The sequence below is a fragment of the Desertivirga arenae genome (assembly GCF_017355785.1).
Classification (GTDB): Bacteria; Bacteroidota; Bacteroidia; order Sphingobacteriales; family Sphingobacteriaceae; genus Desertivirga; species Desertivirga arenae.
Map to the genome: position 1 here is coordinate 564,384 of NZ_JAFEWE010000002.1, position 24,436 is coordinate 588,819.

At 41.0% G+C, this 24,436-nt stretch carries 25 protein-coding genes; 12 read left to right on the forward strand and 13 right to left on the reverse strand.

Annotated elements, in window-relative coordinates:
• Window positions 1-8: 8 nt before the first annotated feature.
• The 3 genes from J4N24_RS06385 (at window position 9) to J4N24_RS06395 (ending at window position 5,127) form a co-directional block, all read left to right on the forward strand.
• The gene (locus tag J4N24_RS06385; protein ID WP_207532824.1) at window positions 9-494 is read left to right on the forward strand and encodes a dihydrofolate reductase; all 486 of its coding nucleotides are present in this window, start codon (window positions 9-11) and stop codon (window positions 492-494) included.
• Between the two features lie 123 nt (window positions 495-617).
• On the forward strand, window positions 618-3,614 hold the full coding sequence (gene secDF / locus J4N24_RS06390; protein WP_207532825.1) for a protein translocase subunit SecDF: 2,997 nt from the start codon (window positions 618-620) through the stop codon (window positions 3,612-3,614).
• 181 nt (window positions 3,615-3,795) lie between these two features.
• A complete protein-coding gene (locus J4N24_RS06395; protein WP_207532826.1) occupies window positions 3,796-5,127 on the forward strand; it encodes an NAD(P)/FAD-dependent oxidoreductase in 1,332 nt (443 codons plus the stop codon).
• 58 nt (window positions 5,128-5,185) lie between these two features.
• Here J4N24_RS06395 and J4N24_RS06400 read toward each other — a convergent pair whose 3' ends face one another.
• From J4N24_RS06400 to fbaA, 3 genes are all read right to left on the reverse strand, one after another.
• Complete coding sequence (locus J4N24_RS06400; RefSeq protein WP_242691529.1) at window positions 5,186-5,635, reverse strand: GNAT family N-acetyltransferase; 450 nt, start codon at window positions 5,633-5,635, stop codon at window positions 5,186-5,188.
• Window positions 5,580-6,077: a low affinity iron permease family protein gene (locus J4N24_RS06405; protein WP_207532827.1), complete on the reverse strand. Its 498-nt coding sequence runs from the start codon at window positions 6,075-6,077 to the stop codon at window positions 5,580-5,582. The genes J4N24_RS06400 and J4N24_RS06405 overlap by 56 nt, the downstream gene beginning before the upstream one ends.
• Before the next feature lie 65 nt (window positions 6,078-6,142).
• Window positions 6,143-7,222 (reverse strand): class II fructose-bisphosphate aldolase, encoded by a 1,080-nt coding sequence (fbaA, locus tag J4N24_RS06410; RefSeq protein WP_207532828.1) that lies wholly within the window; start codon window positions 7,220-7,222, stop codon window positions 6,143-6,145.
• 147 nt (window positions 7,223-7,369) lie between these two features.
• On the opposite strand from fbaA, the gene accD reads away from it, so the two are divergent.
• Both accD and J4N24_RS06420 read left to right on the forward strand, forming a co-directional pair.
• Window positions 7,370-8,218 carry an acetyl-CoA carboxylase, carboxyltransferase subunit beta gene (accD, locus tag J4N24_RS06415; RefSeq protein WP_207532829.1) on the forward strand — a complete coding sequence of 283 codons (849 nt, stop codon included), beginning with the start codon at window positions 7,370-7,372 and terminating at the stop codon, window positions 8,216-8,218.
• 184 nt (window positions 8,219-8,402) lie between these two features.
• Complete coding sequence (locus J4N24_RS06420) at window positions 8,403-9,785, forward strand: sensor histidine kinase (RefSeq protein ID WP_207532830.1); 1,383 nt, start codon at window positions 8,403-8,405, stop codon at window positions 9,783-9,785.
• Here J4N24_RS06420 and J4N24_RS06425 read toward each other — a convergent pair.
• Complete coding sequence (locus tag J4N24_RS06425; protein ID WP_207532831.1) at window positions 9,778-11,187, reverse strand: ATP-dependent DNA helicase; 1,410 nt, start codon at window positions 11,185-11,187, stop codon at window positions 9,778-9,780. The genes J4N24_RS06420 and J4N24_RS06425 overlap by 8 nt on opposite strands.
• A 41-nt stretch (window positions 11,188-11,228) precedes the next feature.
• On the opposite strand from J4N24_RS06425, the gene J4N24_RS06430 reads away from it, so the two are divergent.
• From J4N24_RS06430 to coaD, 3 genes are read left to right on the forward strand one after another with little or no spacing between them, the layout of a single operon-like run.
• Entirely contained in the window at window positions 11,229-12,059 is an 831-nt protein-coding gene (locus J4N24_RS06430; protein ID WP_207532832.1) for a DUF3822 family protein, read from the forward strand.
• Window positions 12,050-12,595, forward strand: coding sequence for a 16S rRNA (guanine(966)-N(2))-methyltransferase RsmD (rsmD, locus tag J4N24_RS06435; RefSeq protein WP_207532833.1), 546 nt, complete (start codon window positions 12,050-12,052; stop codon window positions 12,593-12,595). Before J4N24_RS06430 ends, rsmD begins: the two co-directional genes overlap by 10 nt.
• Window positions 12,596-12,645: 50 nt before the next feature.
• A complete protein-coding gene (gene coaD, locus J4N24_RS06440; RefSeq protein ID WP_207532834.1) occupies window positions 12,646-13,107 on the forward strand; it encodes a pantetheine-phosphate adenylyltransferase in 462 nt (153 codons plus the stop codon).
• Between the two features lie 26 nt (window positions 13,108-13,133).
• Here the strand turns inward: coaD and J4N24_RS06445 are convergent, their stop codons facing one another.
• The gene (locus J4N24_RS06445) at window positions 13,134-13,739 is read right to left on the reverse strand and encodes an NUDIX hydrolase (protein ID WP_207532835.1); all 606 of its coding nucleotides are present in this window, start codon (window positions 13,737-13,739) and stop codon (window positions 13,134-13,136) included.
• 7 nt (window positions 13,740-13,746) lie between these two features.
• Between J4N24_RS06445 and pyrE the strand changes: the two genes are divergently transcribed.
• Both pyrE and J4N24_RS06455 read left to right on the forward strand, forming a co-directional pair.
• Complete coding sequence (pyrE, locus tag J4N24_RS06450) at window positions 13,747-14,406, forward strand: orotate phosphoribosyltransferase (protein WP_207532836.1); 660 nt, start codon at window positions 13,747-13,749, stop codon at window positions 14,404-14,406.
• 110 nt (window positions 14,407-14,516) lie between these two features.
• Window positions 14,517-14,912: an SRPBCC family protein gene (locus J4N24_RS06455; protein WP_207532837.1), complete on the forward strand. Its 396-nt coding sequence runs from the start codon at window positions 14,517-14,519 to the stop codon at window positions 14,910-14,912.
• Between the two features lie 77 nt (window positions 14,913-14,989).
• Here the strand turns inward: J4N24_RS06455 and J4N24_RS06460 are convergent, their stop codons facing one another.
• From J4N24_RS06460 to J4N24_RS06490, 7 genes are all read right to left on the reverse strand, one after another.
• Window positions 14,990-15,784, reverse strand: coding sequence for an inositol monophosphatase family protein (locus J4N24_RS06460; RefSeq protein WP_207532838.1), 795 nt, complete (start codon window positions 15,782-15,784; stop codon window positions 14,990-14,992).
• Between the two features lie 81 nt (window positions 15,785-15,865).
• Window positions 15,866-17,035 carry a prolipoprotein diacylglyceryl transferase gene (locus J4N24_RS06465; RefSeq protein WP_207532839.1) on the reverse strand — a complete coding sequence of 390 codons (1,170 nt, stop codon included), beginning with the start codon at window positions 17,033-17,035 and terminating at the stop codon, window positions 15,866-15,868.
• A 207-nt stretch (window positions 17,036-17,242) separates the two neighbouring features.
• Window positions 17,243-18,562 carry a tRNA (N(6)-L-threonylcarbamoyladenosine(37)-C(2))-methylthiotransferase MtaB gene (gene mtaB / locus J4N24_RS06470; protein ID WP_207532840.1) on the reverse strand — a complete coding sequence of 440 codons (1,320 nt, stop codon included), beginning with the start codon at window positions 18,560-18,562 and terminating at the stop codon, window positions 17,243-17,245.
• A gap of 106 nt (window positions 18,563-18,668) precedes the next feature.
• The gene (locus J4N24_RS06475) at window positions 18,669-19,865 is read right to left on the reverse strand and encodes an aminotransferase-like domain-containing protein (RefSeq protein WP_207532841.1); all 1,197 of its coding nucleotides are present in this window, start codon (window positions 19,863-19,865) and stop codon (window positions 18,669-18,671) included.
• A gap of 359 nt (window positions 19,866-20,224) precedes the next feature.
• On the reverse strand, window positions 20,225-21,121 hold the full coding sequence (hemF, locus tag J4N24_RS06480; protein ID WP_207532842.1) for an oxygen-dependent coproporphyrinogen oxidase: 897 nt from the start codon (window positions 21,119-21,121) through the stop codon (window positions 20,225-20,227).
• 20 nt (window positions 21,122-21,141) lie between these two features.
• On the reverse strand, window positions 21,142-22,365 hold the full coding sequence (locus tag J4N24_RS06485) for an MFS transporter (protein WP_207532843.1): 1,224 nt from the start codon (window positions 22,363-22,365) through the stop codon (window positions 21,142-21,144).
• 162 nt (window positions 22,366-22,527) lie between these two features.
• Window positions 22,528-22,779 (reverse strand): hypothetical protein, encoded by a 252-nt coding sequence (locus J4N24_RS06490; protein ID WP_207532844.1) that lies wholly within the window; start codon window positions 22,777-22,779, stop codon window positions 22,528-22,530.
• 127 nt (window positions 22,780-22,906) lie between these two features.
• On the opposite strand from J4N24_RS06490, the gene J4N24_RS06495 reads away from it, so the two are divergent.
• Window positions 22,907-23,359, forward strand: a complete 453-nt coding sequence (locus tag J4N24_RS06495; RefSeq protein ID WP_242691530.1) for a hotdog family protein — start codon at window positions 22,907-22,909, stop codon at window positions 23,357-23,359.
• 24 nt (window positions 23,360-23,383) lie between these two features.
• Window positions 23,384-24,025, forward strand: a complete 642-nt coding sequence (locus J4N24_RS06500; protein WP_207532846.1) for an AlbA family DNA-binding domain-containing protein — start codon at window positions 23,384-23,386, stop codon at window positions 24,023-24,025.
• Between the two features lie 3 nt (window positions 24,026-24,028).
• Here the strand turns inward: J4N24_RS06500 and J4N24_RS06505 are convergent, their stop codons facing one another.
• Window positions 24,029-24,436 (reverse strand): VOC family protein, encoded by a 408-nt coding sequence (locus tag J4N24_RS06505; protein WP_207532847.1) that lies wholly within the window; start codon window positions 24,434-24,436, stop codon window positions 24,029-24,031.

The window sequence follows — 24,436 nt, forward strand, 5'->3', positions numbered from 1 at the left end:
AAATTTCAATGATACTTTCGGCAGTAGTGGTCGTAGATGCGAACAATGGCATAGGAAAAGAAAACAAACTGCTGGTTCATTTCCCGGCAGATCTTAAGCGCTTCAAAAAGATAACCTCCGGGCATACCGTCATCATGGGCAGGAAAACATATGAAAGCATGGGAAAAGCGCTTCCCAACCGCCGTAATATTGTAATTAGCAGACAGCCCGGTTATGCGCTGACTGATTCAGAAACTACACATTCGCTTGAAGCAGGGATCGGACTGGCAGAAGGCGAGGAAGAAGTTTTTATAATCGGCGGAGCAGAGATCTTCAGGCAGGCCTTACCTGTATTAAACAAAGTGTATTTAACGCATATTGATAAGACTTTTGATGCAGATACGTTTTTCCCAGAATTAGATAAAAATCAGTGGCATGAAGAGGATCGGGAAGATCATCAACCCGACGAGAAAACACCCTTCAGTTATTCCTTTTTAACCTATAAAAAGGGCTAACGCAACCGCCTGATATTTTCTGAATTAACAATTTTATAAAACAAAAATTTAGTTAGATTTGCCGTCTTATCAAAAAAAGGCTTATTAACAAATAAGATATTCTATAATTATTACTAAACTAAAATGCAAGGTAAAGGATTGATTAAATTCGTGGCTATAGCATTAACGATTGGGTGTTTATATGCCTTGTCGTTTACGTGGGTAGCTAACAAAGTTGAAAAAGATGCAAAGGAGTATGCAAAGGGAGATCCTGCCAGAGAAAGAGCTTATCTCGATTCTATGGCGACTCAAACGGTGTATAACCTGGGCTTCACTAAATTCACTTATTCTAAAGTTAAAGAGAATGAGATTCCGCTGGGATTAGATCTTGAAGGTGGTATGAACGTTACGATGGAGATCTCTTTAACCGAACTGGTGAAGAATCTTTCCAATAACAATCCTGACCAGGCTTTCAACCAGGCACTAAGAAATGCTACTGAGAGACAAAAGTCTTCACAAACGGATTTCATTACTTTGTTTGGACAAGAGTATGAAAAGCTAAATCCTAACGGAAAGTTAGCCAGCATTTTTTCAACCAAAGAAAATGCAGCGTTCATCAAACCTGATGCAAGCAATGGAGATGTTCTTTCTTTCTTGCAGAAACAATCTAAAGATGCGATCGACAGGTCTTTCAATATCCTTCGTACACGTATCGATAAATTTGGAGTAACTTCTCCAAACATTCAGCAACAACAAGGAACGAACAGAATCCTGATCGAGCTTCCTGGCGTATCAAGCGTTGACATTCCTCGTGTTCGTAAATTACTTCAGGGATCTGCAAAACTGCAATTCTGGGAAACATATGAAAATGCAGAGATCTTCCCTTTATTGGAGAATGTTAATAAAACTATAGCTGCCTCTCAGAAATCTACAGATACTACAGCTACTGCTAAAGCTTCTGCTGATACAGCAAGCGCGGGAGGTAGACTGGCGAATCTTGGAAACAAAAAGGGTGCAGCAACTAAAGGAAAAGATTCTTTAAGTGTTAATCAGGCTGAACAAGCGAAGCAAAACCCACTTTTTGCCGTTCTTGCCCCTGCTACTTACCAGGCAGAGAATGGTCAGCAAGGCCTTCGTCCTGGTGCGGTTGTAGGATATGCAGCTCAAAAAGACACGGCTAAGATCAATTCTTATTTCAATTCAGCTGCAGTCCGTTCGATCATCCCTCCAAATGTTAAATTATTATGGTCTGTTAAGCCTATTAGCGAAGAGACTAAAGTATTCGAACTATATGCTCTAAAAACATCTGGTTTCACTAACGGTCCAGCCCTTGAAGGCGATGTGATCAGTGATGCACGGGCAGATGTCGACCAGAGAGGCAACAACGAGGTGTTGATGTATATGAATTCTGTTGGTGCTTCTCAATGGGCACGTATCACACGTGATGCTGCTGGAGATGCAAATAATAAGGCAGACAATAAAGCAGTAGCCATCGTTCTCGACAATTACGTTTACTCTGCTCCTACTGTACAAAATGAAATCTCTGGTGGTAGTTCTTCCATCACAGGAAACTTTACACCAGAAGATACCAAAGACCTTGCAAACGTACTTAAGGCCGGACGTTTACCTGCTCCTGCTAAAATCGCAAGCGAGTATGTTGTTGGACCATCATTAGGTTTAGAGTCAATTAACAAAGGATTGATTTCATCTATAGCAGGTGTTATCGTGATCCTTATTTTCATGGCTTTATATTATAGTAAAGCAGGATGGGTAGCAAACATCGCCTTATTAGTGAACCTTTTCTTCCTGATGGGAGTACTTGCTTCCCTGGGTGCGGTGTTAACTTTACCTGGTATTGCTGGTATCGTTCTATCCCTGGGTATGTCTGTGGACGCTAACGTTCTGATTTATGAGCGTGTTCGTGAAGAGTTGGCTGAAGGTAAAGGAACTCGTTTAGCAATTGCTGAAGGATTCAAAAAAGCAATGTCTTCTATCCTTGACTCAAACATCACAACATTCTTAACAGGGGTTATCCTTTATATATTCGGTAGCGGTCCGATTGTTGGTTTCGCAACTACTTTGATGATCGGTATCTTAACTTCATTATTTGCGGCAATTTTTATAACCCGCCTGATTTTTGAATGGATGCTGTCAAAACAACAAGACATAAGTTTCTCGATAAAAGCAACTCAAAATCTGTTCAAGGATTCTAAGTTCGACTTCATTGCGGGAAGAAAGAAGTTTTATGTTTTCTCAACTATCATCATTGTTGCCGGTTTGGTATCTATGTTTACAAGAGGCTTTAGCCTGGGTGTCGACTTCAAGGGTGGTCGCTCATACTTTGTTGAGTTTGACAAAACTGCAAAAGTTGGTGACGTTCGTAATGCACTGGAAGCAGAATTTGGTGCAGCACCTGAAGTAAAAACTTATGGCTCTTCCAATGAGGTAAAGATTACTACTTCTTACCGTGTTGATGAATCATCAGAGCAAGCAGAAGCTGAGGTTACTAAAAAGCTGAACGATGGATTAAAGAAGATCAGTGCAAACTATGAGATAAAAGATGCTCAAAAGGTAGGTCCAACTATTGCCCACGACATCAAGATCTCTGCAATTTACTCTGTTATTGCAACTATTGTAATTATCTTCCTTTACATACTTGTTCGTTTCCGCAGATGGCAATTCGGAGTTTCGGCCATCGTAGCATTAGCACACGACGTTCTGGTATTACTTGCCTTATTCTCTCTATTGAATGGAATTGTACCATTCTCCCTCGATATCGATCAGGCATTTATTGCTGCTATTCTAACAGTTATGGGTTACTCCATCAATGATACGGTAGTAGTATTTGACCGTGTCCGTGAGTACATTGATGAGCATCATTCGAAAGATGAAGACATGCCGACAGTAATTAACAATGCATTGAACAGCACCCTGAGCCGTACAGTTGTTACCGGTATCTGTGTTATCGCTGTATTGATCATTATCTTCATCTTTGGTGGAGAAATCTTGAGAGGCTTCTCATTCGCGATGCTAATTGGTGTAATCTTCGGAACTTATTCTTCTCTATTCGTAGCTACTCCATTTGTAGTCGAGCTTATCAGAGAGAAAAAAGATGTAAAAGCACCGGCATTACAAAAATAATAAGAACATTAAAATCAAATAGAAAGGCCTTTGCTAGCGCAAAGGCCTTTTTTATTAACCAAAAAACAGTATTTTTGCAAAAAATATAACAAAAACTAAATTCCGTTGCGAACTTCACAACCTCACAACATTTTAGCTTTAACAAGGTTATTATATAATTAAATTCTTGTAAACTCTTAAAATGGAAATAAGAAACACTTCAACAAATTTCCCGAAAGTAGTAATCGTTGGTGGTGGATTTGGTGGTATTCAATTAGCAAAAAATCTAAGGGACAAGGATGTGCAGATATTAATGCTTGACAAGCACAACTATCACACATTCCAGCCTTTATTGTATCAGGTTGCTACAGGCGGACTTGAAGCTGACTCTATCGCATTTCCATTACGGAAAATATTTAAGGGACAACAGAACTTTAGTTTTCGCGTAGCAGAAGTAAAGAAAATACATCCGGAAAGAAAAGCCATCACTACTACGATTGGCGAGTTCTTCTATGATTACCTCATTCTTGCTACGGGCTCTGATTCAAATTATTTCGGTTCAAAAGAGCTGGAACACTATACAATGCCGATGAAATCAATCCCTGAAGCATTGAACCTTAGGAATATGCTCCTACAAAATCTGGAACAGTCACTTATCGAAACCGATCCTGCAAAAAAAGCGGGGCTACTTAACTTCGTGGTTGTCGGTGGAGGCCCTACAGGAGTAGAATTATCAGGAGCATTGTCTGAATTAAAAAGGCACGTTCTTAAAAAGGATTATCCCGAACTCGATATTTCACAGGTTCATATCTACCTGGTTGAAGGTGCGCCAGTATTACTCGGACCAATGTCGCCGCAGTCTCAAACTCACGCAAGAGAATTTCTTACAGAGATGGGCGTAACGGTACTTACCGATGTAAAGTTAAACTCTTACGATGGAGAAGTGATCAAGCTCTCCAATGGTCAGGACATTATTACTAAAAACGTTTTATGGTCTGCCGGAGTAAAAGGAGCTTTCCCGGAAGGTATTCCTCAGGATAAAATCGTTCGAGGTGGAAGAATAAAAGTAGATGAGTTTAACCGTATTGACGGATTTAAAGACATTTTTGCTATTGGCGACTGTGCAGCGATGCAGATTGAAGGATTTCCCAATGGACATCCGGGAGTTGCACCAGTAGCTGTTCAACAAGGAAAACACCTTGCCAAAAATATCCTGAAGATCTTTAATAATGAAGATCCGGAGCCCTTCAAATACTTTGACAAAGGATCAATGGCAACAGTGGGACGTAACAGAGCCGTTGTTGATATCGGAAAAATACGCTTCCAGGGTGTATTTGCCTGGTTCGTATGGATGTTCGTCCACCTGATCACCCTGGTAGGTTTCAGGAATAAAATGATTGTCTTTGTAAACTGGGTATGGAGTTATTTCAGCCTAGACCGGGGTACCCGGTTAATTATTGGGAAGTTCAAGCGTAAGCCTCTGATAGAGGAAGAGCCTTACGAGAAAAGTCAAAAGGGACAAACGGTATTCTAGAACATAATAGCAGATGCCTGGCAATAGCCAGGCATCTTTATTTCCAATCCTAAGGGACTTATTTTTTCAGCACCATTTTATAATGCTGTATTCCCGCCTCTTCAAACAGATTCCCCTCGGCAACAAAACCAAGCTTTTTATACAATCCCACTGCAGTCACCTGCGCATGAAGGTATACATACACTGCTTCTGCAGGAAGGTCTGCAAGAACAGCTTCTACGAGCTTCTGCCCTACTCCCAATCCGCGAAATTCCTGTAAAACTGCAAAGCGTTCCAATTTATATCCCTTGTCTGTTTGCCTCCACCTCGCTGCACCTGCAGGTTGAGAATTTACTGTTGCCAGAAAATGTACTGATTCTTCTTCAAATTCCCATTCGAGCTCCGGGGGGCAGTTCTGTTCCTCTACAAAAACCTTTTTTCGAATTGCAAATACTGTTTCAAGGTCCTCCTTACTACTTACCTTGAGTACCCTGATTTCTTTTTCCTCCATGGCTATGTCTTTGATCATTCTTATTGGCTTTTAATATATGGCGTTCTAACGCCGCTTCATTTGAGTGCGACGACTTCAGATTTGTCTCCCTGTCCTCTTTGGCAAGAATAGCAAGCCGGGCATAGAACTTATGGATAGCATCAAGCTCCTCTTCTGTAAGATCCTCGATATCCACCATACGGTTACTTGCCTTAGCGCTGGAGGCAATAAGTTCATTAAGTTTAAGCTGAATAGCTTTCGAATCCTTATTCTGGGCCTTCTGTATCAGGAACACCATCAAAAAGGTAATGATAGTTGTTCCGGTATTGATTACTAATTGCCAGGTCTCAGAATAATTAAATATCGGCCCGGTTACAGCCCAGAGGATAACAATAGCTGTAGCGCCTAAAAAAGCAGGAGAACTACCGGTAAAGCGTGCCGCACGATTTGCGAACCTGTCAAAAAAACTATTCTTTTCCATAGTGGTGAAAATAAAAAACCCTCGCTGATTATTCAGCGAGGGTTAAATTAACAATTCTGAATTAATTACAATTTAGAGTTAACATCTAAACAGTTCAGATCAGCAAATGCCTGAGTTAAGCGTTTAACAAAAGTTTCTTCGCCTTTACGTAACCAAACCCTTGGATCGTAATATTTTTTGTTTGGAGAATCCGGACCCTCAGGATTTCCGATTTGTCCCTGAAGATAGTCTTTCTTCGCTTCGTAGTAATCGTGGATACCTTCCCAGAATGCCCATTGCATATCGGTATCAATATTCATTTTGATTGCTCCATAAGAAATAGCCTCTCTGATTTCTTCCTGAGAAGAACCAGAACCACCATGGAAAACGAAATTGATCGGTTTTTCTGCCTCTAAACCTAACTCATTTCTCAGGTAATCCTGAGAGTTCTTAAGGATGACAGGCTGTAACTTAACGTTACCAGGTTTATAAACACCGTGAACGTTACCAAAAGCCGCAGCAATAGTAAATCTATGACTAACAGTGCTCAGTTCTTTAAAGGCATAAGCAACTTCTTCTGGCTGAGTGTATAGTTTAGAGCTGTCGACATCAGAATTATCTACACCATCTTCCTCACCACCAGTTACACCTAGTTCAATTTCGATAGTCATACCCAAAGCTTTCATACGCTCAAGATACTTCTTGCTTATCTCAATATTTTCTTCAATCGGCTCCTCGGAAAGGTCGAGCATGTGAGAAGAGAATAAAGGCTTGCCGGTTTGTTGGTGGAAACGCTCACCATGAGCTAACATTCCATCGATCCATGGCAACAATTTCTTTGCAGCATGGTCGGTGTGAAGGATAACAGCTACACCATAATGCTCAGCAAGCAAATGTACGTGACGAGCGGCAGATACAGCTCCAAGGATACACGCGTCAAGCTTCTCATTATTAAGAGTCTTTCCTGCAAAAAACTGTGCACCACCATTTGACAGCTGAATTATTACCGGTGAATTAACAGCTTTCGCTGTCTCCATTACTGCGTTGATGGAATTCGTTCCAATAACGTTTACTGCTGGTAATGCAAACTGATGTTGCTTCGCTTGTTCAAATAGTTCCTGTACAGCATCGCCGTATAGTACTCCTTTGTAATTTTTTAGATTCATTTGTTTTTTTCCTCTTTACTAAAAGCCGAAAATAGAAATTTTAGTTTTAGTATAAGTGACCAAAATCAGAAAAATCTGTGTACTTGATAATAAAACTATCCTTTTCTTAAAAAATTCGTTTATTTGTACCCGCTTATTTCCAAAGACATGGCTTGGTTTAAAAGAGAGAAAAAAGGAATTTTCACTTCTACGGAAGATAAAAAAGAAGCACCTGATGGCATTTGGAACAAATGCCCGCAATGCAAAAAACCATTGCACTATGCCGAGCAGGTGGAACATAAATACGTTTGCCAATACTGCAGTTACCATTTAAGAATAGGATCAAAAGAATATTTTTCCATACTTTTTGACGATAACCAGTTCACTGAACTTTTTGCTAACTTAAGATCAGGAGACCCTTTAACTTTCTCCGATTCTAAGAAGTACACAGAAAGACTCGAAGAAAGCTATACAAAAACAGGGTTAAATGATGCAATCCGTTCAGGATATGGAAAAATAAACGGTGCAGATATTGTTGTAGCCTGCATGGATTTTAGCTTTATTGGAGGATCTATGGGTTCGGTAGTTGGGGAAAAGATCGCACGGTCTATTGATTATAGTATTGAACATAAAATTCCCTTCCTGCTTATATCTAAATCGGGCGGAGCCAGGATGATGGAAGCTGCATTCTCGTTGATGCAGATGGCTAAAACCTCTGCTAAACTGGCTCTTTTATCAAAAGCAGGTATTCCGTATATATCTTTAATGACTGATCCTACAACAGGTGGTGTTACGGCTTCCTATGCAATGCTTGGTGATATTAACATTGCAGAACCAGGTGCACTGATAGGTTTTGCAGGACCGCGAGTTATTAAAGAAACGATCAAGAAAGATCTTCCGAAGGGTTTTCAAACTTCAGAATTCGTCCTGGAACACGGTTTTCTTGACTTCATTGTAGACAGACGGCAAATGAAAGATAAGTTGTCTACATTTATTAAAATGGTTTACAGTAACTAAATAAAAAGTGCCATTTCGATAAGAAATGGCACTTTTTTATTTTCCAGACCAAATAAATCTGCCATTTTTACAAGCGGATAGTGTAATAATCACAAAGCAAGTCTTTGGATGTTGTACTACTATGCTCTAGGGATGTTAAAATAAATTACAAGAAGGATCTCCCGGATTTTCTAGAAACCTGACTATGAAGAATGCTCAAAGCATTTACTACTTAATTGGGGCTACAATTGTAATAATTGTGGTGAACACGATATTTTTCCTTATGCAATCGTCAAGGAATGCAAGGAATTACGAGGCATCAAGAAAAACCTACGAGATTATTGAAACAACAAATTTCCTGTTGGAGAGTATCAAGGATGCAGAAGCTGGGCAGAGAGCTTATCTGCTAACCAATGACACTTCTTACCTGGGACCATATAAAGAAGCCGATCGGGGCCTAAGTACAGTTTACCTCAACCTGTATTCTGCCCTGACAGAAAATCCTGCTCAACAGAATAATCTCCTTCGGTTAAATCAGCTAATTAAAATAAAGCGCGATGAGCTTGCTGAAACCATTATACTACACAATAAGGGTCAATCAGCCAATGCTTTATTGAAGGTTCAAAGTACATCGAGTCAGAATACGATGGAGGAACTGGGCCAGATCATAAAGCGCATTACTACCATTGAAAAGGAAAAGCTCAACAAGAACAATAGGTCAATTGAGAAGCTAACACGAAGGACGCAGGTATTTTCAGTGATCAGTAACTGGGTTCTCCTTGTCATAGTAATATCCTCGCTTATAAGCATTGTACAGAACAGAGAAAAGATCTCAGAGCTTTTTAAGGAGGTCGAAAAAAAGAATCAGATACTCGAAGATCAGAAGAGCGAGCTTCAAAGCCTAAGTCAGGATTTGATTAAACAAAACCACGAGCTGGAGCGCTTTGCCTATGTAGCATCCCACGACCTTCGCTCTCCAGGTGTAAACCTTATTGCCTTGCTGCAATTGTACGAAGAGTCGGACGAAGAGCAGGAAAAGAACAACCTGATGGATATTATTAAGGAAGTTGCAGACAACCTGATCGTAAAATTGGATGACCTTATAGAGATGCTACGCAGCAAACACGAATCTTACGCTGTGCACGAGCAGTTAAACTTCAAACAGGTCTATAGCCAGGTAGTGAAGAATTTATCAGCCGATGTTAAGAAGTCTAACGTTACGTTAAACTACGATTTCTCTGAAGCACCATCCATTAAGTATCCGAAGAGCTATCTGGAAAGTATTCTCCAGAACCTGATAACAAATGCAATCAAATACAGAAGCCCTAAGCGGCCAGCGCAAATTTCGGTAAAGACCTTCACCAATAACGGGCGCATCTTTATGGAAGTGAGGGATAATGGTTTAGGCATAGATTTAAAGCAGCACGGAGAAAATATCTTCGGTATCTATCAGACCTTCCATAGCAACAATAATAGTAAAGGAGTGGGACTTTATATCACCAAAGCACAGGTAGTAGCTATGGGTGGAACGATAGAAGTTGAAAGTATTCCAGATCAGGGTACTACCTTTACTATCAATTTCAACTAAAAAAATTCTGACTAAAATTAACTAGGAACAGTTCCTTCGTTGGCCGGGTAACAGCAGTATACAACCATCTTAAGAAATCCGTATTCAGCATCTCTTCGGTGAGATATCCCTGATCAATAAATACTGCATCCCATTGCCCGCCCTGCGCTTTGTGGCAAGTAACCGCATACCCAAACTTTACCTGCAAAGCATTATAATAGGGATTCTTCTTTAACTCTTCCATTCTTTTCCGTTTGTCTGGAATATCTGCATAGTCTTCCATTACCGCATGATAGAACCTGGAGTTATCTGCACTAGACAGATTAGGACTTTCAGAATAAAGTGTATCCAGCAAAATCTTACAAGATAGTGGCTCTTCATCCGGATAATCGATAAATTCAAGCACTACATTAGCAAAACGGAAACCGTATAGCTCTTCTATATTCCGCATCCTTCTTACCTTTGCAATATCACCATTAGCGATAAAAGAAGTATTATTCTCATTCTGCTGCTGCAGCCAGTAATAATTATTCCGCACTACCATCAGGTAATCTCCTCCTGTCAGCTCCTCCTCCCTGTAAAGTATCCGGTTCCTGATCTGCTGATTATAATTATTGGCGCTCTTATTCGATCTACAGATCACTAAGGAGTTTTCAATGCCATATTTATCGTAGGCATAATGTAGTCCCTCCGGCAACTTCTCCCCCGTCATACTATAGATATCCCGGAATCCCCTGACGTTCAACTGAGGGAACAGCTCTTGCTCCTGCCTGATCAACTCCCGGATAGCAGTGGCGTTCTGCAATATCCCGGAAGTCTTCTGTTGCCTTACTACATCCGTCAACTCGTAACTGAACAAATTCAGATAAAAGTTATCCTTAAGATATTTAACATCAAGTGCGGGACTGCTTTGAGAACCTACCGGGGGAAGCTGAGCCGTATCTCCCACTAGCATCAATTTGCAGTTCTCCCCCATAAACACGTACTCTATCAGATCAGCAAGAAGGCTATTACTGCTAAAATCTGCAGACTCGTCAGAGATCATCGAAGCCTCATCTACGATAAAAACCGTATTAACCGCAACATTTTGCCCCAAAACAAAACCTGCAGAAAGGTCCATTGCCGACTTCTTCCTGTAAATCCTCTTGTGAACAGTGAAAGCCTTTTTCCCTGAATAGTTAGAGATCACCTTTGCTGCACGCCCGGTCGGAGCAAGTAAAACCATTTTCCAACCAGCTCTGGGAAGAGCCTTCACCAATGCTCCTATAATAGTGGTCTTTCCGGTACCCGCATAGCCTCGCAGCACAAAGCATTCTTCGCCTGCCTGCGACTGTACAAAGCGCTCAAGTTGTTGGAAAACTTCCAATTGCTGTTGAGTAGGTGTATTACTGAACTGAGTGTTTAGCAGCGAAGCAAAATTCATGAAATGTAAAAATGCACAATTAAATAATTAGTTTTGCCTTAATGAATAACATAGGTACGATTCACCTTAAAGACTACAACTTCGATTTAAGCCAGGCAGAAGAGTCTGAATTACTGATAAAAGTAAGCCCGAAAAGGCTTTCGTATGCTATCATTAACGCAAGTAAACAAGTTTCCGTACTTTTTGATACGGCGTTGGAGATGTCTCTTACGGAGACTATTGACGAGCTGCTATCCGAAAACGAATACTTGAAACAGCCTTATAAAGCGGTTAAGATATTAACGGAAACGTTTAACTTCACCTTTATTCCGAACGAGCTTTACTCGCCAGCCAACCTTTCTGTTTATAAAGCTTTATTTGCAAAAAAGGCATCTGATAATGTGCAGGTGAACCATATCAAAAAAGCAGAGATCCGAAACGCGTTTGCCTTGCAGGAGGAACTGACGGAAACCCTCTTTGAAAGTTACCCTAACGCACGTATCTATTCCCAGGCCGAGCCTCTTATCGACGGGATGATGTATAACTATCAGGGAGAAAAGCTGATCCTTCAGTTTAATGATTCCTCCTTCGAACTATTGATCATCGACAATCATCTTGTTCGTTTCTACAATATATTCCAATTGCACTCGCCGGATGATTTCAACTACTACCTCCTCTTTGTCCTGCAGCAACTCGGACTTACCGAAACAGATTTCGAGGTCATTCTTTCAGGAGACATCGACAAAGAAAACCTGCTCTATAAACGGATTGAGAAATACTATAATAAGATCTCCTTTGCAAGCAATATCAGGTTAGCAAAATTAGGAAATACGTTCAGCAGCGTTCCAGAGCACCAATTCTTTACTCTATTTAACCTGTATTTATGCGAATAATTGGAGGAAAGTTAAAAGGTATCAGGATCATGCCTCCCGCCAATTTGCCGGTCCGGCCTACTACAGATATGGCTAAAGAAGCCCTCTTCAATATATTGATCAACCAATATGATTTTGAGGACTTGAAAGTGTTAGATCTATTTAGTGGGACAGGAAACTTATCCCTCGAGTTTGCCTCCCGTGGTTGTAAAGAAGTAGTTTCTGTAGATAAAAATACCGGATGTTACAACTTCCTTAAAAATACTGCCAAACAGTACAAGCTGGAGGCAATACGAGCCAACCGGGCAGACGTCTTTAAATTTCTGGAGCAGGAAACGGAGACCTTTGATCTGATCTTTGCCGATCCCCCTTTTGACATTCCTCAAATCCCCCTGATACCCGAGCTGGTCTTTAAAAAGAACCTGCTTAAGCCTTCAGGTTTACTGATCGTTGAACATCCAACAGTAAAAAGACTGGACAACCATCCTAATTTCATAGAACAGCGCAAATATGGGTACTCGTCCTTCAGCTTTTTTGAAGTTAAGGAAGGCCTTTAATCACACCTTGATTTTACCTTTTTTTATAAAAAGATTTTACCTTTAGCAGCATGAAAATAGCGTTATTTCCAGGTTCATTTGATCCGGTGACTATTGCCCATGTGGATATTCTCAAAAGGTCCGTCTCTCTTTTCGATAAGGTGGTAATAGGGATAGGAAAGAATAGCACCAAACAACCGATGCTGTCGGTGGAAACCAGGATTCAAATACTTGAAGCAGTATTTGCTGATGAACCAACAGTAGAAGTACAGACCTATGAAGGTTTAACGGTAGATTTCTGCAGGGAGACAGGTGCTAAATATATGCTTAGAGGTATCCGCACCGTATCCGACTTCGAATACGAAAAAGCCATCGCACAAATGAATCACGCTTTAGAGCCAAGCATCGAAAGCATTTTCATTGTAAGCAACCCAGGCTATTCTTCCATCAGCTCTACCATCGTAAGAGACGTTCTGCGCCACAAGGGAGATGTAAGCAAGTTTATACCAAAAGAAGCTCTTCCCTTTCTATAAACTCACTTACATATACTTCTATCTTTCTAAACTTCGATCAAGCTAAGGATATCTTTGATGAGAGGAAAGGTGTTCTCTTCCACAATATCAAAATCCTCCGGAGCGATCCAGCGTGCATCTGTGATGTCTTCCTCTAACTGAGGGATAAGCTTCTGATTCTTAGCTTTCATGTAATACCATGCAGTTTTCTTAAAGACGATCTGCCCCCGCTCTTCGTAAACATGCCAGGTATTACAAGCCTTATCGCCAAGCTTGGAAACCTTTATTCCGCATTCTTCTTCGACTTCCCTGACTGCAGCTTTTTTAAATTTTTCCCCTTCGTCAAGCTTTCCTTTTGGAAGGTCCCATTTCCCTTTTCTGAAGATGAAAAGGTACTCTTCTTTCTCATTTTGAACTACGCCACCGGCAGCATGGATGGTTCCAAAGGAGTTCCGGATCTTACGAAACGTCTTCTTTGGATCCTTTGCTACGATCAAATAAGTAGAGGCAGGCGTTCCCTTAACCTGCTTGTAGAAACTCTTAAAGTCGAAACTGTTTATCTCTATTTGTTGATAACTTCCTATGCCCTCAGGCACAAAATCAGCGATAATTAAGAGAGTATCATTAATATAAGTCTTATAGTTTTTATACATTTGCACCATGATCAACAAAAGTGAGACTGAAAAGAAAGTTGCCGAGTTTTTGTTACAAATTAAAGCAATTAAATTACAACCCAACAAACCTTTTACATGGGCATCTGGAATTAAATCTCCAATCTATTGCGATAACCGTGTAACATTATCCCATCCTTCTATAAGAACTTATATCCGCCAGCAGCTATCTGCATTGGTACAAGAAGAATTTGGATCCGTTGGACTAATTGCCGGAGTAGCAACAGCTGGAATACCTCAGGGTGTTTTAGTTGCTCAGGAACTTGGGCTTCCATTCGCTTACGTTAGATCAAAACCAAAAGAACACGGTACTGGAAGCCTTATCGAAGGAGAAGTATTCGCTGGTCAGCGTGTTGTAGTTGTAGAAGACCTTATATCAACAGGAAAAAGCAGTTTACAGGCTGTTAGCGCTTTGCGCGAAGCAGGATGTGACGTTGCTGGTCTGGTTGCTATCTTTAGTTACGGTCTTGACAGTGCTACAGAGAATTTCAAGTCTGCTAAATGCAGGTTCTCAACCCTGTCCAACTACGAAGCATTGATCGAGTATGCTTCCGAAAACAGCTACATTAATAACGACGATCTTGAGTTATTACGCAAATGGCGTAACAATCCCAACGAGTGGGGCAATAGCCTTGAAAAAACGACATAAACCAAAACAAATAAAATAAAACGGTCTTTAGACCTATAAGCAGCAAACTTATAGGTCTTTTTAGTTTTTTAGGACCACAGCCGAATTTTGATTATCTAATAGAAAAAAAGATGACAGTCTTTGAAAGCAAAGTAAGAATTAACAAATCAGTTTCGACAGTTTACCAATTCTTGTCCGACTTTAACAATCATAAACAGTTAATGCCTGATAGTATCACAAACTGGACTTCAGACAAAGACAGTGCTAACTTTACTGTTCAGGGGATGGCTAACCTTGCCCTTAAGATTTCAAACCGCATAGAAAACAGCAGTATCATCATCGTTCCTGCGGCCGATGTGCCTTTTAATGTAGATATGCGCTGGGTGGTGGTCGACTTACACGATGGTACAACGGAAGCTGTTCTTACTTTATCAGCCGAACTGAATATGATGATGAAGATGATGGCAAGTGGCCCTCTTCAGAAGCTGGTCAATCAGCAAACGGCAACACTTGCAAGAATCGTATGATCACTAAAGAATGCACGGTATAAAAAAAGAGAGCTAACATAGGGTTAGCTCTCTTTTTTTATACCAAAAACCGTTCCTTAAGCATTGAAATTTCGCTGGATCACTTCTGTCATCGCCTCTCCTACCAGACCATTACTGGCTATTACTTCCCGCGAAACAAAAAACTCATCCTCTCCCGCGAAGTTAAATGCCGTTCCTCCTGCCTCTCTAACGATCACCACCCCTGCAGCAATATCGTAAAGGTTGATATTATACTCAAAATAGCCATCAAACCTGCCACAAGCTACATAAGCCATATCTACCGCAGCCGAACCCATTCTTCTGATTCCGTGACTCTGCTGCATAAACTCACGCACCACGTTCAGGTACTGGTTTTCCTTTTCAAAATTATAGTAAGGGAAACCGGTGGCCAAAAGCGTTTGGTTCAGCTCGGTATTCTTAGTAACTTTAATCTTCTTATCATTCAGAAATGCTCCGCCATCTTTCCAGGCGTAAAAGCATTCATTCAGGTTCACTTCATACACTACTCCCAAAACCAGCTCCTTATTTTGTTCCAGAGCAATACTTACCGAAAAAATAGGCAGCCCGTGGATGAAATTAGTAGTACCATCCAAAGGATCCACTATCCAGTTGTATACGTCCCCTTTTTTATTAATAGTTTCTTCTTCTGTTATATATCCTGCCTCAGGTAATAGTTCAGACAATCTTGCCACAATCTTTTCCTCCGCAGTCTTATCCACGTAAGAGACCAGATTATTGTACCCTTTGTATTCTATGCTATCTGCATCAAACTTTTGAGCTTCTTCACGTATAAAACCTCCTACCTCTTTCGCCAGTGCAATAACTTCAGTTGTTAAACTTTGTAGATCCATTTTTATGCTATAGATGTGTGTTACGAATATTAATTTGTTCTTAAGCGGCTGCAAAGAGCTATTACTTTCCTTATCCTTTGCTTATAAGCCTCCGCTCAGGCCTGATTTCCGATGATTATTAATTGCCCATATGGCTCCAAGTATTCCTACCACGATCATAATAAATGATATTAGTTCTGCCTGCGTGAAGGCCATACCGAATGCATGATAAAAGGAATTAACACGGATATGTTCTATTAAAAAACGTTCTATTCCGTTCAGGATCAAATAAAGGAACCACATCAGGCCCACGGCATGAATACGCTTTCTTAATGACCAGAGGATAGCAAAAAGGACCAGACACATGATCACTTCGTAAAATGGAGTTGGGTAAACGCCTGCCGGAAGTTCATGACAGAACCTTCCTTCACAACCCGCAATAGGCACGCCTTCATTGATTACATTATGCGGATATTTAAAAGACCATACCCAGTCCGGCGCCCAGCTTAACCAGCCTGGTTTGGCGGAAGTGGTAGGTATACCCCAGTCCCCGTCTCCCGACATATGACAACCTATACGTCCTACAGCATACGCAAGCATCATTCCAGGTCCGCCCACATCCAGCATATGGATAGGTTTAATACCGTTTTTATTGGCAATATATAGTACAGCCGCTCCACCACAGATCAAGCCCCCGTAGAAGGTCAGACCACTAAAGGATAAAAGCCCTTCAATCGGGTCTCTCATGAAGTCATCCCAGTACTCAAGGTTATGGAATATTTTAGCGCCAAGAAAACCCCAAACGGCAGCCCAAACGATCATATTGCTCATTAATTGGTAAGGATGTACCGTCTCCTCTACTACTCTGGGCTTATCCAAAGCGTTCTTTTTCTTGTCTGAATAAGCCAGATAGGCGAAGGCCACTGCGAAAAGAACACCTCCGATAAAATTTCCCTTGGTTGAAAGAATAAACTCCTGAGGGTTATTTACAAACTCAGAATAATTTAAAACTCCATACAAAAGCTTATAACCAACAACAAACCCAAATATGGCATTAATGATCAGTTCTGATGTAGTGGCAGGTTCTCCGACTTTAACCCTTTGCGTAAAAGAATGAATCAGACCCAAAGCTTCTTTTCTTTTAAGTTCCTCGGTAAAAGCCCAGTAACCTGCCATAAAAGCCAGGGCCACGAAAAAACCAAAAGTCTGTATCGGCAGAGGAATGTTTATGCCTGTTAAATATTCTATTAAATATGATAGCGTAGGAAACATGCGGCTAAGATACCGAATGGAAAGGGGAAAGGGAAAAGGTTAAAGGGAAAAGGTTCATGCGGAAGGTAAAAGGTGGGAATTCAAAGGTTAAAGATGGAAGGTGGACACGGAATGGCTAAATGGCAGAGGAGAAAGATTAAAGGCGAAGGTTAGAGATGAAAGAATAAAGTCAGAAAGATTTCAATGGCTTCCTGACTTTATTATATTTTAGTGCTGAAGTTCTTCCTGAAGCTCTACAACCTCTACCTCTCCCTCAGGAGAAATCCCTGTAAGATTAACTCGTCTTAATTCATTAACTGCCACCGGATCGTATTTAGCTCTTACTTTCACATAGTTCTCCGTAAAGCCGTTCATAATGCCATCCTTATGGTCTCCCTCAAAAAGAACTAGAGCATCTTTTCCTAATTGTGTTTCATAGAAGGCCCTTCGTTTTTTGTCAGAAAGGATGTGAAGCATTTTACTGCGATCTGCACGCTGAGAACCTGGTACACTGCCCTCCATTTCTGCTGCCGGCGTATTCTCTCTTTCAGAGTATGTGAATACGTGCAGGTAAGAAATGTTTAGCTCGTTGAGGAAATTATAGGTATCAATAAAATCCTCCCTGCTTTCGCCAGGAAAACCTACAATTACGTCAACCCCTATACAACAATCCGGCATTATCTCTTTAATCTTTGCTACCCGTTCAACATACAATTCACGTCGGTAACGCCTGCGCATTAGTCCCAGTATTTTGTTGGAACCAGACTGTAAGGGTATATGAAAGTGCGGAACGAATTTCTTAGATGTAGCAACGAATTCGATGATCTCATTCGTCAGCAGATTTGGCTCTATAGAAGAGATCCTGAAACGCTCGATCCCCTCTACCTCATCCAAAGCCTTTACCAGGTCAAAAAAGCGATCTTCTCTCTTCCCTTCCCTGATTCCAAAATCACCGATATTCACACCGGTTAATACGATCTCCTTCACTCCTGAAGCGGCAATTTCCTCCGCTTGTTTAACGATATTCTCAATCTTATCACTTCTGCTTGATCCGCGTGCAAGAGGAATAGTACAAAAAGTACAGGAATAATCGCAACCATCCTGCACCTTTAAAAAGGTACGTGTACGATCTCCATAAGAATAAGAAGCTACAAATTCTTTAGCTTCTTCAATAGGCTGATTATAAACTAGTGTTTTAGGCTGTTTAGTAAAGTCTTTAACATAGTCGATCAGCTGGAATTTTTCGGCAGCCCCTAATACGATGTCTACCCCAGGTATTTCAGAGATCTCTTTCGGTTTAAGCTGCGCGTAACAACCAACGATCATGACATAAGCATTAGGCGAATGCTTTAACGCTTCCTTAACTACCTTCCGGCATTTCTTATCGGCATTATCAGTCACCGAGCAGGTATTGATCAGGTAAACATCGGCCTTATCAGTAAACTCTACGGTTTCAAACCCTGCAGCTTTAAATTGTCTCCCAATTGTCGAAGTCTCTGAATAATTTAACTTACAACCCAGCGTATAGAATGCTACTTTCCTGCTCATAATCAAGGCGCAAAGATACTAAAAACTGAAATTGAAAATTATTAAAGTACTGCAATAAAGTCATATTTGAGAAGAGTCAGAAAGCCCTGACCCTTCTTATTGAAAATTACCAGTTGGTGTATTCCAGGATTGTTCCCAATTTCCTTAAAGCATTTCTCATGGTTGTATCATTAACATTGGAGAAATTTAAACGAAGGGTCTGCAGATCAGGAGATGAAGCATAAAAACTATCACCCGGAACAAAAATCACGTCCTGTTCCATTGCTTTTTTAAGGAACTCTCGTGCATTAGTAGTGCTAGGTAAGGTTAACCAGGTGAACATTCCTCCTTCAGGACGATTATACTGTACATTCTCCGGAAAGTATTCTTCAATGCAGCTCAGCATCACATCCCGCTGGTATTTGTAATGCTTAACAATCTTAGAGACGTGATGATCGAGGTCATAGGTGCTAAGGAACTCATAAAGGATATGCTGTGAGAGGTTATTGGAATGCAGATCCGAAGCTTGTTTCATGATCGTTGCTTTCCTGATAATATCCTTATCTGCAACCATCCAGCCTACCCGTAATCCCGGTGCAACAGTTTTAGAAAAGGAACCTAACAGGATAGTTTTCTCGGGCAGGTATGAATAGATAGGAAGGGGTTGATGATTAGAAAAAGAAATATCTCCATAAGGGTCATCCTCAATAACCATTGCCGGGTACCTTGCTGCAATTCCGGCTATCAACTTTCGCTTTTCTTCTGAATAATGCAGTCCTGTAGGATTTTGGTAATTGGGGATGCAATAAAAGAGCTTGGGATTGCAATCGAACATTTTCTCTTCCAACTCGTCAGGATCGACACCATCGCTATTCAAAGTTACTTCCTCAAATTTAGCCTGAAAAAGAGATAAACATTGTAAAGCACCAAGATAAGTTGGTCGTTCAAGCAGCACCTTGTCACCAGCATTCAGGAATACCTTTCCCAGAAGATCGAGGGCCTGCTGAGAACCACTTGTAATAAGGATTTGTTCCGGAGAAATAGTTAATCCAAATTTTTGAAGATAACGGGCAGCAATGTATTCCCTTAATGGATAATATCCTTCTGTCTCGGAATATTGAAGCACTTGCGCTCCCCTTTTCTGAAATACTTTTGCTGCACAATCCTCCAGCTCCTGCATAGGAAATAGGGCAGGATTAGGAAGTCCTCCTGCAAAAGAAACGATACCAGGATTGCTGGTTACTTTCAGGATTTCACGAATAAATGATTTAGGTACCTGCTGTACCCTTTGTGCAAATGGATAGTGTGGGGTTTCTACTGTCATATGGATTTCTGTTAATTTTTCCTAAAAAAAAAAGCCCCCCGGTTTTGACGGGAGGCTTCGACTATTAATTCTTTTAATATCAATCCTCCCGCCATAAACGCACGACAGCCACCACCACTGCAATAATGGCTACTACTGAAAGATTAATATTTGCTACTGTTAATTTCATATTCGCTTAAAACGACAAAAGCCCGTCTTTTCGGGACGGGCTTCTGCTGTATGTTTAAAATAAATACGCTCCCGTCAGCTGGCTGTAATGGCCACTGCTACGACTACTGCGATATTTACTTTGTAAATTGTCATGTCTTGATCCAAATATAGAAGATCTGGCTATTCAATAAAAATATTTTTTCATTTTCTTAAGCCCAGTCAATACCCTTTTTAAGTAAAGACAAAGTTTTCTCCTCTTCTGTTCCCGCTTCAGCCTTGAAGTTATAAGTCCAGTTAGCCTGGGGCGGGAGACTCATTAATATAGACTCAATCCTGCCGTTGGTTTCCAATCCGAATTTAGTTCCTGCATCATAAACCAGATTAAACTCTACATAGCGACTTCTGCGTTGATACTGCCATTGTTTCTGTTGCTCAGAAAAAGGATCATTACGGTGGCGATCAACCAACTCTTTATAAATAGGTACGAAGGAACGGCCTACTTCTTTTGAAAACTCAAAGATCTTCCTCCAACCTATTCCGGCAGTTTTAGGATTAAGCCGGTCGTAAAATATTCCACCGATGCCCCTGGTTTCTTCACGATGCTTAATAAAGAAATAATCGTCGGCCCATTTCTTGAACCTCACATAAAACTCCTGGTTATAATGATCACAAACCCCTTTCAGGTATTGGTGAAAAAACTTCGCATCATCTTCAAATACATAATGTGGAGTAACGTCTATCCCGCCCCCGAACCACCGAATATCCTCATTCATCTCAAAATAACGGATATTCATATGGATGATCGGCACCAGGGGATGATTAGGGTGAATTACAATAGATACACCGGTAGCAAAAAAATCATCCTCTTCCACTTTAAACGACTTCTTTACAGGTTCTGGTAATTGTCCGTAAACCGCAGAGAAGTTAACACCTCCTTTTTCAAGGATGTTCCCATTCTGAATAACCCGTGTGCGACCACCGCCTCCACCTTCGCGTTCCCAAAGTTCCTGCTGAAAGCTTGCACCTCCATCCAGCGCTTCCAGGCCAGCACATATTTCGTCCTGGATAACCTGATAATCCGCAGCGATTTCTTCTTTGCTAATCATATGTACAAAGATGCTAAATATTACTGTTCAACGTAATCAAGATCCTTACCAAAACTCTCCCGTAGCTGGCTTAGTGAAAACAATGCGAGGGTAGAAAGGAGTATGGTCAGGATATAAGCCGCAGTTATAATATTAAATTCCTTAACAAAAAACTCAAACAGGAAGGTAATAGGGATTAAAGCACCTCTAACAAAGTTAGGCACAGTGGTGGTAACAGTAGCCCTGATATTTGTTCCAAACTGTTCTGAGGCAATAGTAACGAAGGTTGCCCAATATCCGACAGAAATACCAAGGAATAAGCATAGCCACAAAAACCTGCTGCTGTCCATCCCCTTACTGGATAGGTAAACCAGGATAGCAAGTATCGACAGGACATGAAAAACGAACATTGTTTTTTTCCGCGACTTAGTAGCCTGTGCCAGCAAGCCGGCAATAATATCGCCGATAGCAATACCTATATAAGTATACATAATTCCTTTCCCGGCGCTTAGTGGCTCTGTTGCTCCTAAAGCCTTGCCTATTTCAGGTGATTGTGTTACTAAGATACCGACTACGAACCACAGAGGTGCTCCAATAAAGATACAGTTAAGGTATTTGAAGAGGTTTTTAGGATTACCGAGTATAAGCATAACATTGCCTTTCTCTACCTTCTTATGCGCCACCTCATTGAACATTCCTGATTCAAACGTTCCAACCCTTAGAAACAACAGCACCATTCCTAATCCCCCACCAACAAAATAAGCAGTACGCCAATCATACATCTCGTGCACCTGGTTCGCCAAAACAGCTCCAAATAATCCAACACCCGCAACGATCATTGTTCCGTAGCCGCGGTTCTCTTTACTCATACTCTCACTTACAAGTGTAATACCTGCGCCTAGCTCTCCTGCAAGGCCTATTCCTGCAACCAATCGCACAAAAGCATAAGTATCAATATCGTTAACCAGGCCATTCGCAATATTGGCAAGGGAGTACATCAGGATAGATCCGAACAGAACTTTAATCCGGCCCAGCTTATCACCCATAATCCCCCAAAGGATTCCTCCTAAAAGCAAACCTCCCATTTGCATATTGATCACATACTCCCCCATCACACGCATTTGGTCATCTGCAATTCCAAGATCCTTAAAACTTTCTATTCTAACTATGGAAAAAAGCACAAGATCATAGATGTCAACGAAATAGCCGAGAGCCGCAACAATTACAAGGAAGATAACATTTCTGGAAGAATCAACTTTACTCATATTTCATAATTGGTGGGGCTGAAACTACGAATAAAATTGAAAACGGGAAAGCTGTAAGCGCCAGTGTACCTTTCCTGACGGGGGACCACTGTCTGAAATACCTATAGAGAACACCCAGCAGGCTTGTTGGTGAAAGCACCAACAAGGTGGGAGCATGAAGTTTTAGGGACTAGGAACAGGTACTTTTCCCGGACCTTTCGTGGTATCTTGCTGTAAACCACCCTGGTCCATTGCCTTTCCATTACCACCCTGAGCAGCACCAGTAGTGTCCACCCACTGCGTATCTATATTCACCATCGAATCAGAATCAGCCGACCCTGCTTCGTTCATTCCCTGATTACCACCACTGCTGCAGGCATTACCGAAAGAAGCAGCAATTACGACCAGAAGAACTCTAAGAAATCTAGTTTCCATAAGCATGTATTTAAATCTATCTAATCATTTCCAACGTTCATGCCAATGTTTGTATTTAGCATGCAGAAATTTCACTGATAAGCTTTAAATTCAGATATTCGTCGGCATGCGGGTCTCTGAAAACACCATGAAATGGCTCTTACGATTTTATCCCCCTTTATTGCTTCAACGTATCTGGGTGAAAAAATTCGAAAAAGACTTTACAGGTGTAGAGGTTAAAATTTCGAAAAGCATATTAAATATAAATTATAACCGTTCAATATTCGGAGGTTCTATCTTTAGCGCTACAGATGCTTTTCATCCTATTTTATTTCACGAGCTTTTGGCCGGGAAAGGAATACGAACGCTGATCTGGGTAAAACGTTCGGAAATTGAGTTTGTAAAACCTGCGTATAAGAACCTCTATTTTAAAATTAATATTACAGAAGCAGAGATCTTAGAAATTTGTACTAAATTAAGTGAGTTTGGAAAGTTACTGCAACAGAACACCATAGAGGTTTACGACAATGAGCAGCAGCTCTGCGCAGTGGTAAGGAACGAAGTATATATCCGGGAATTACAAGGTAAGCCAAACAATTAAAGAACTGGGAGATTTAAATACCAGATGAATCGATTAAGACCGCATCATATAAAACAGTTGATTTTTGAAGGAGAAGGGGTATCACTTGATTTCAAAAAAACAATTACTTCCTGCGAGAAAATAGCTAAAACACTGGTAGCTTTCGCAAATAACAAAGGGGGAAAGTTACTGGTAGGAGTATTGGATAACGGAGGTATTAAGGGAGTCAAGTCAGAAGAAGAGGAAAAGTATATGCTGCAGAAAGCAGGTACCTTTTTCTGCCGACCTGCCATCGAGCCCTTTTTCGAGGAAGTTTACATAGACGACAAGATCGTACTCGTTGCCGATATTAAAGAAAGCGACACTAAGCCCCACTATGCGCTGGGAGAAGACAAAAAGTGGTGGGTATATATTCGTGTAAAGGACAAAAGTTTGCTGGCAAGCAAAATAGTAGTCGACGTACTAAAGAGGGAGTCGAAAGACGAAGGCGTGCTGATTGAGTATTCCTCAAAGGAACAGTCCCTGTTGGAATACCTCGACACCAACGATCGCATTACAGCAAAAGAATACAGCCAGATGCTTAATCTCAGCAGAAGAAGGGCGCAGAAAATACTAGTTAACCTTGTTCTTTCTGGTGTCATCCGTTTACATACTACAGAAAAAGAAGAATTTTACACCGCCTGCTAGCACTTATCCAAAGTTAAGCTGCCATGATACGCCATACTTGTCGGCAATCCAGGCAAACTTATTACTAAATCCATAACTATCCGGCGGCATCATTACTGCACCTCCCTCCGAAAGGCTCGTGAATAGATTATCTAGTTCTTCTTCTGTCTCGCAAGAGACGTAGATGGAAATAGAGGGAGTAAAGGAAAATTTATGGCCCATTGCACTATCGAAGGCCAGGTACTCCTGGCCTCCCAAAGTAAATACGGCGTGCTTCACATCGCCTTCATTTCCTCCGCCCTCATCCGCTTCAAAGTATTCGATACTTTTAATTTCAGAATCGGCAATTAAGGACGTATATAATTCAATCGCTTCCTTTGCTTTGCCGCACATATCGCCGCTGAACATCAGGAAGGTGCTAACTTTCTGCAT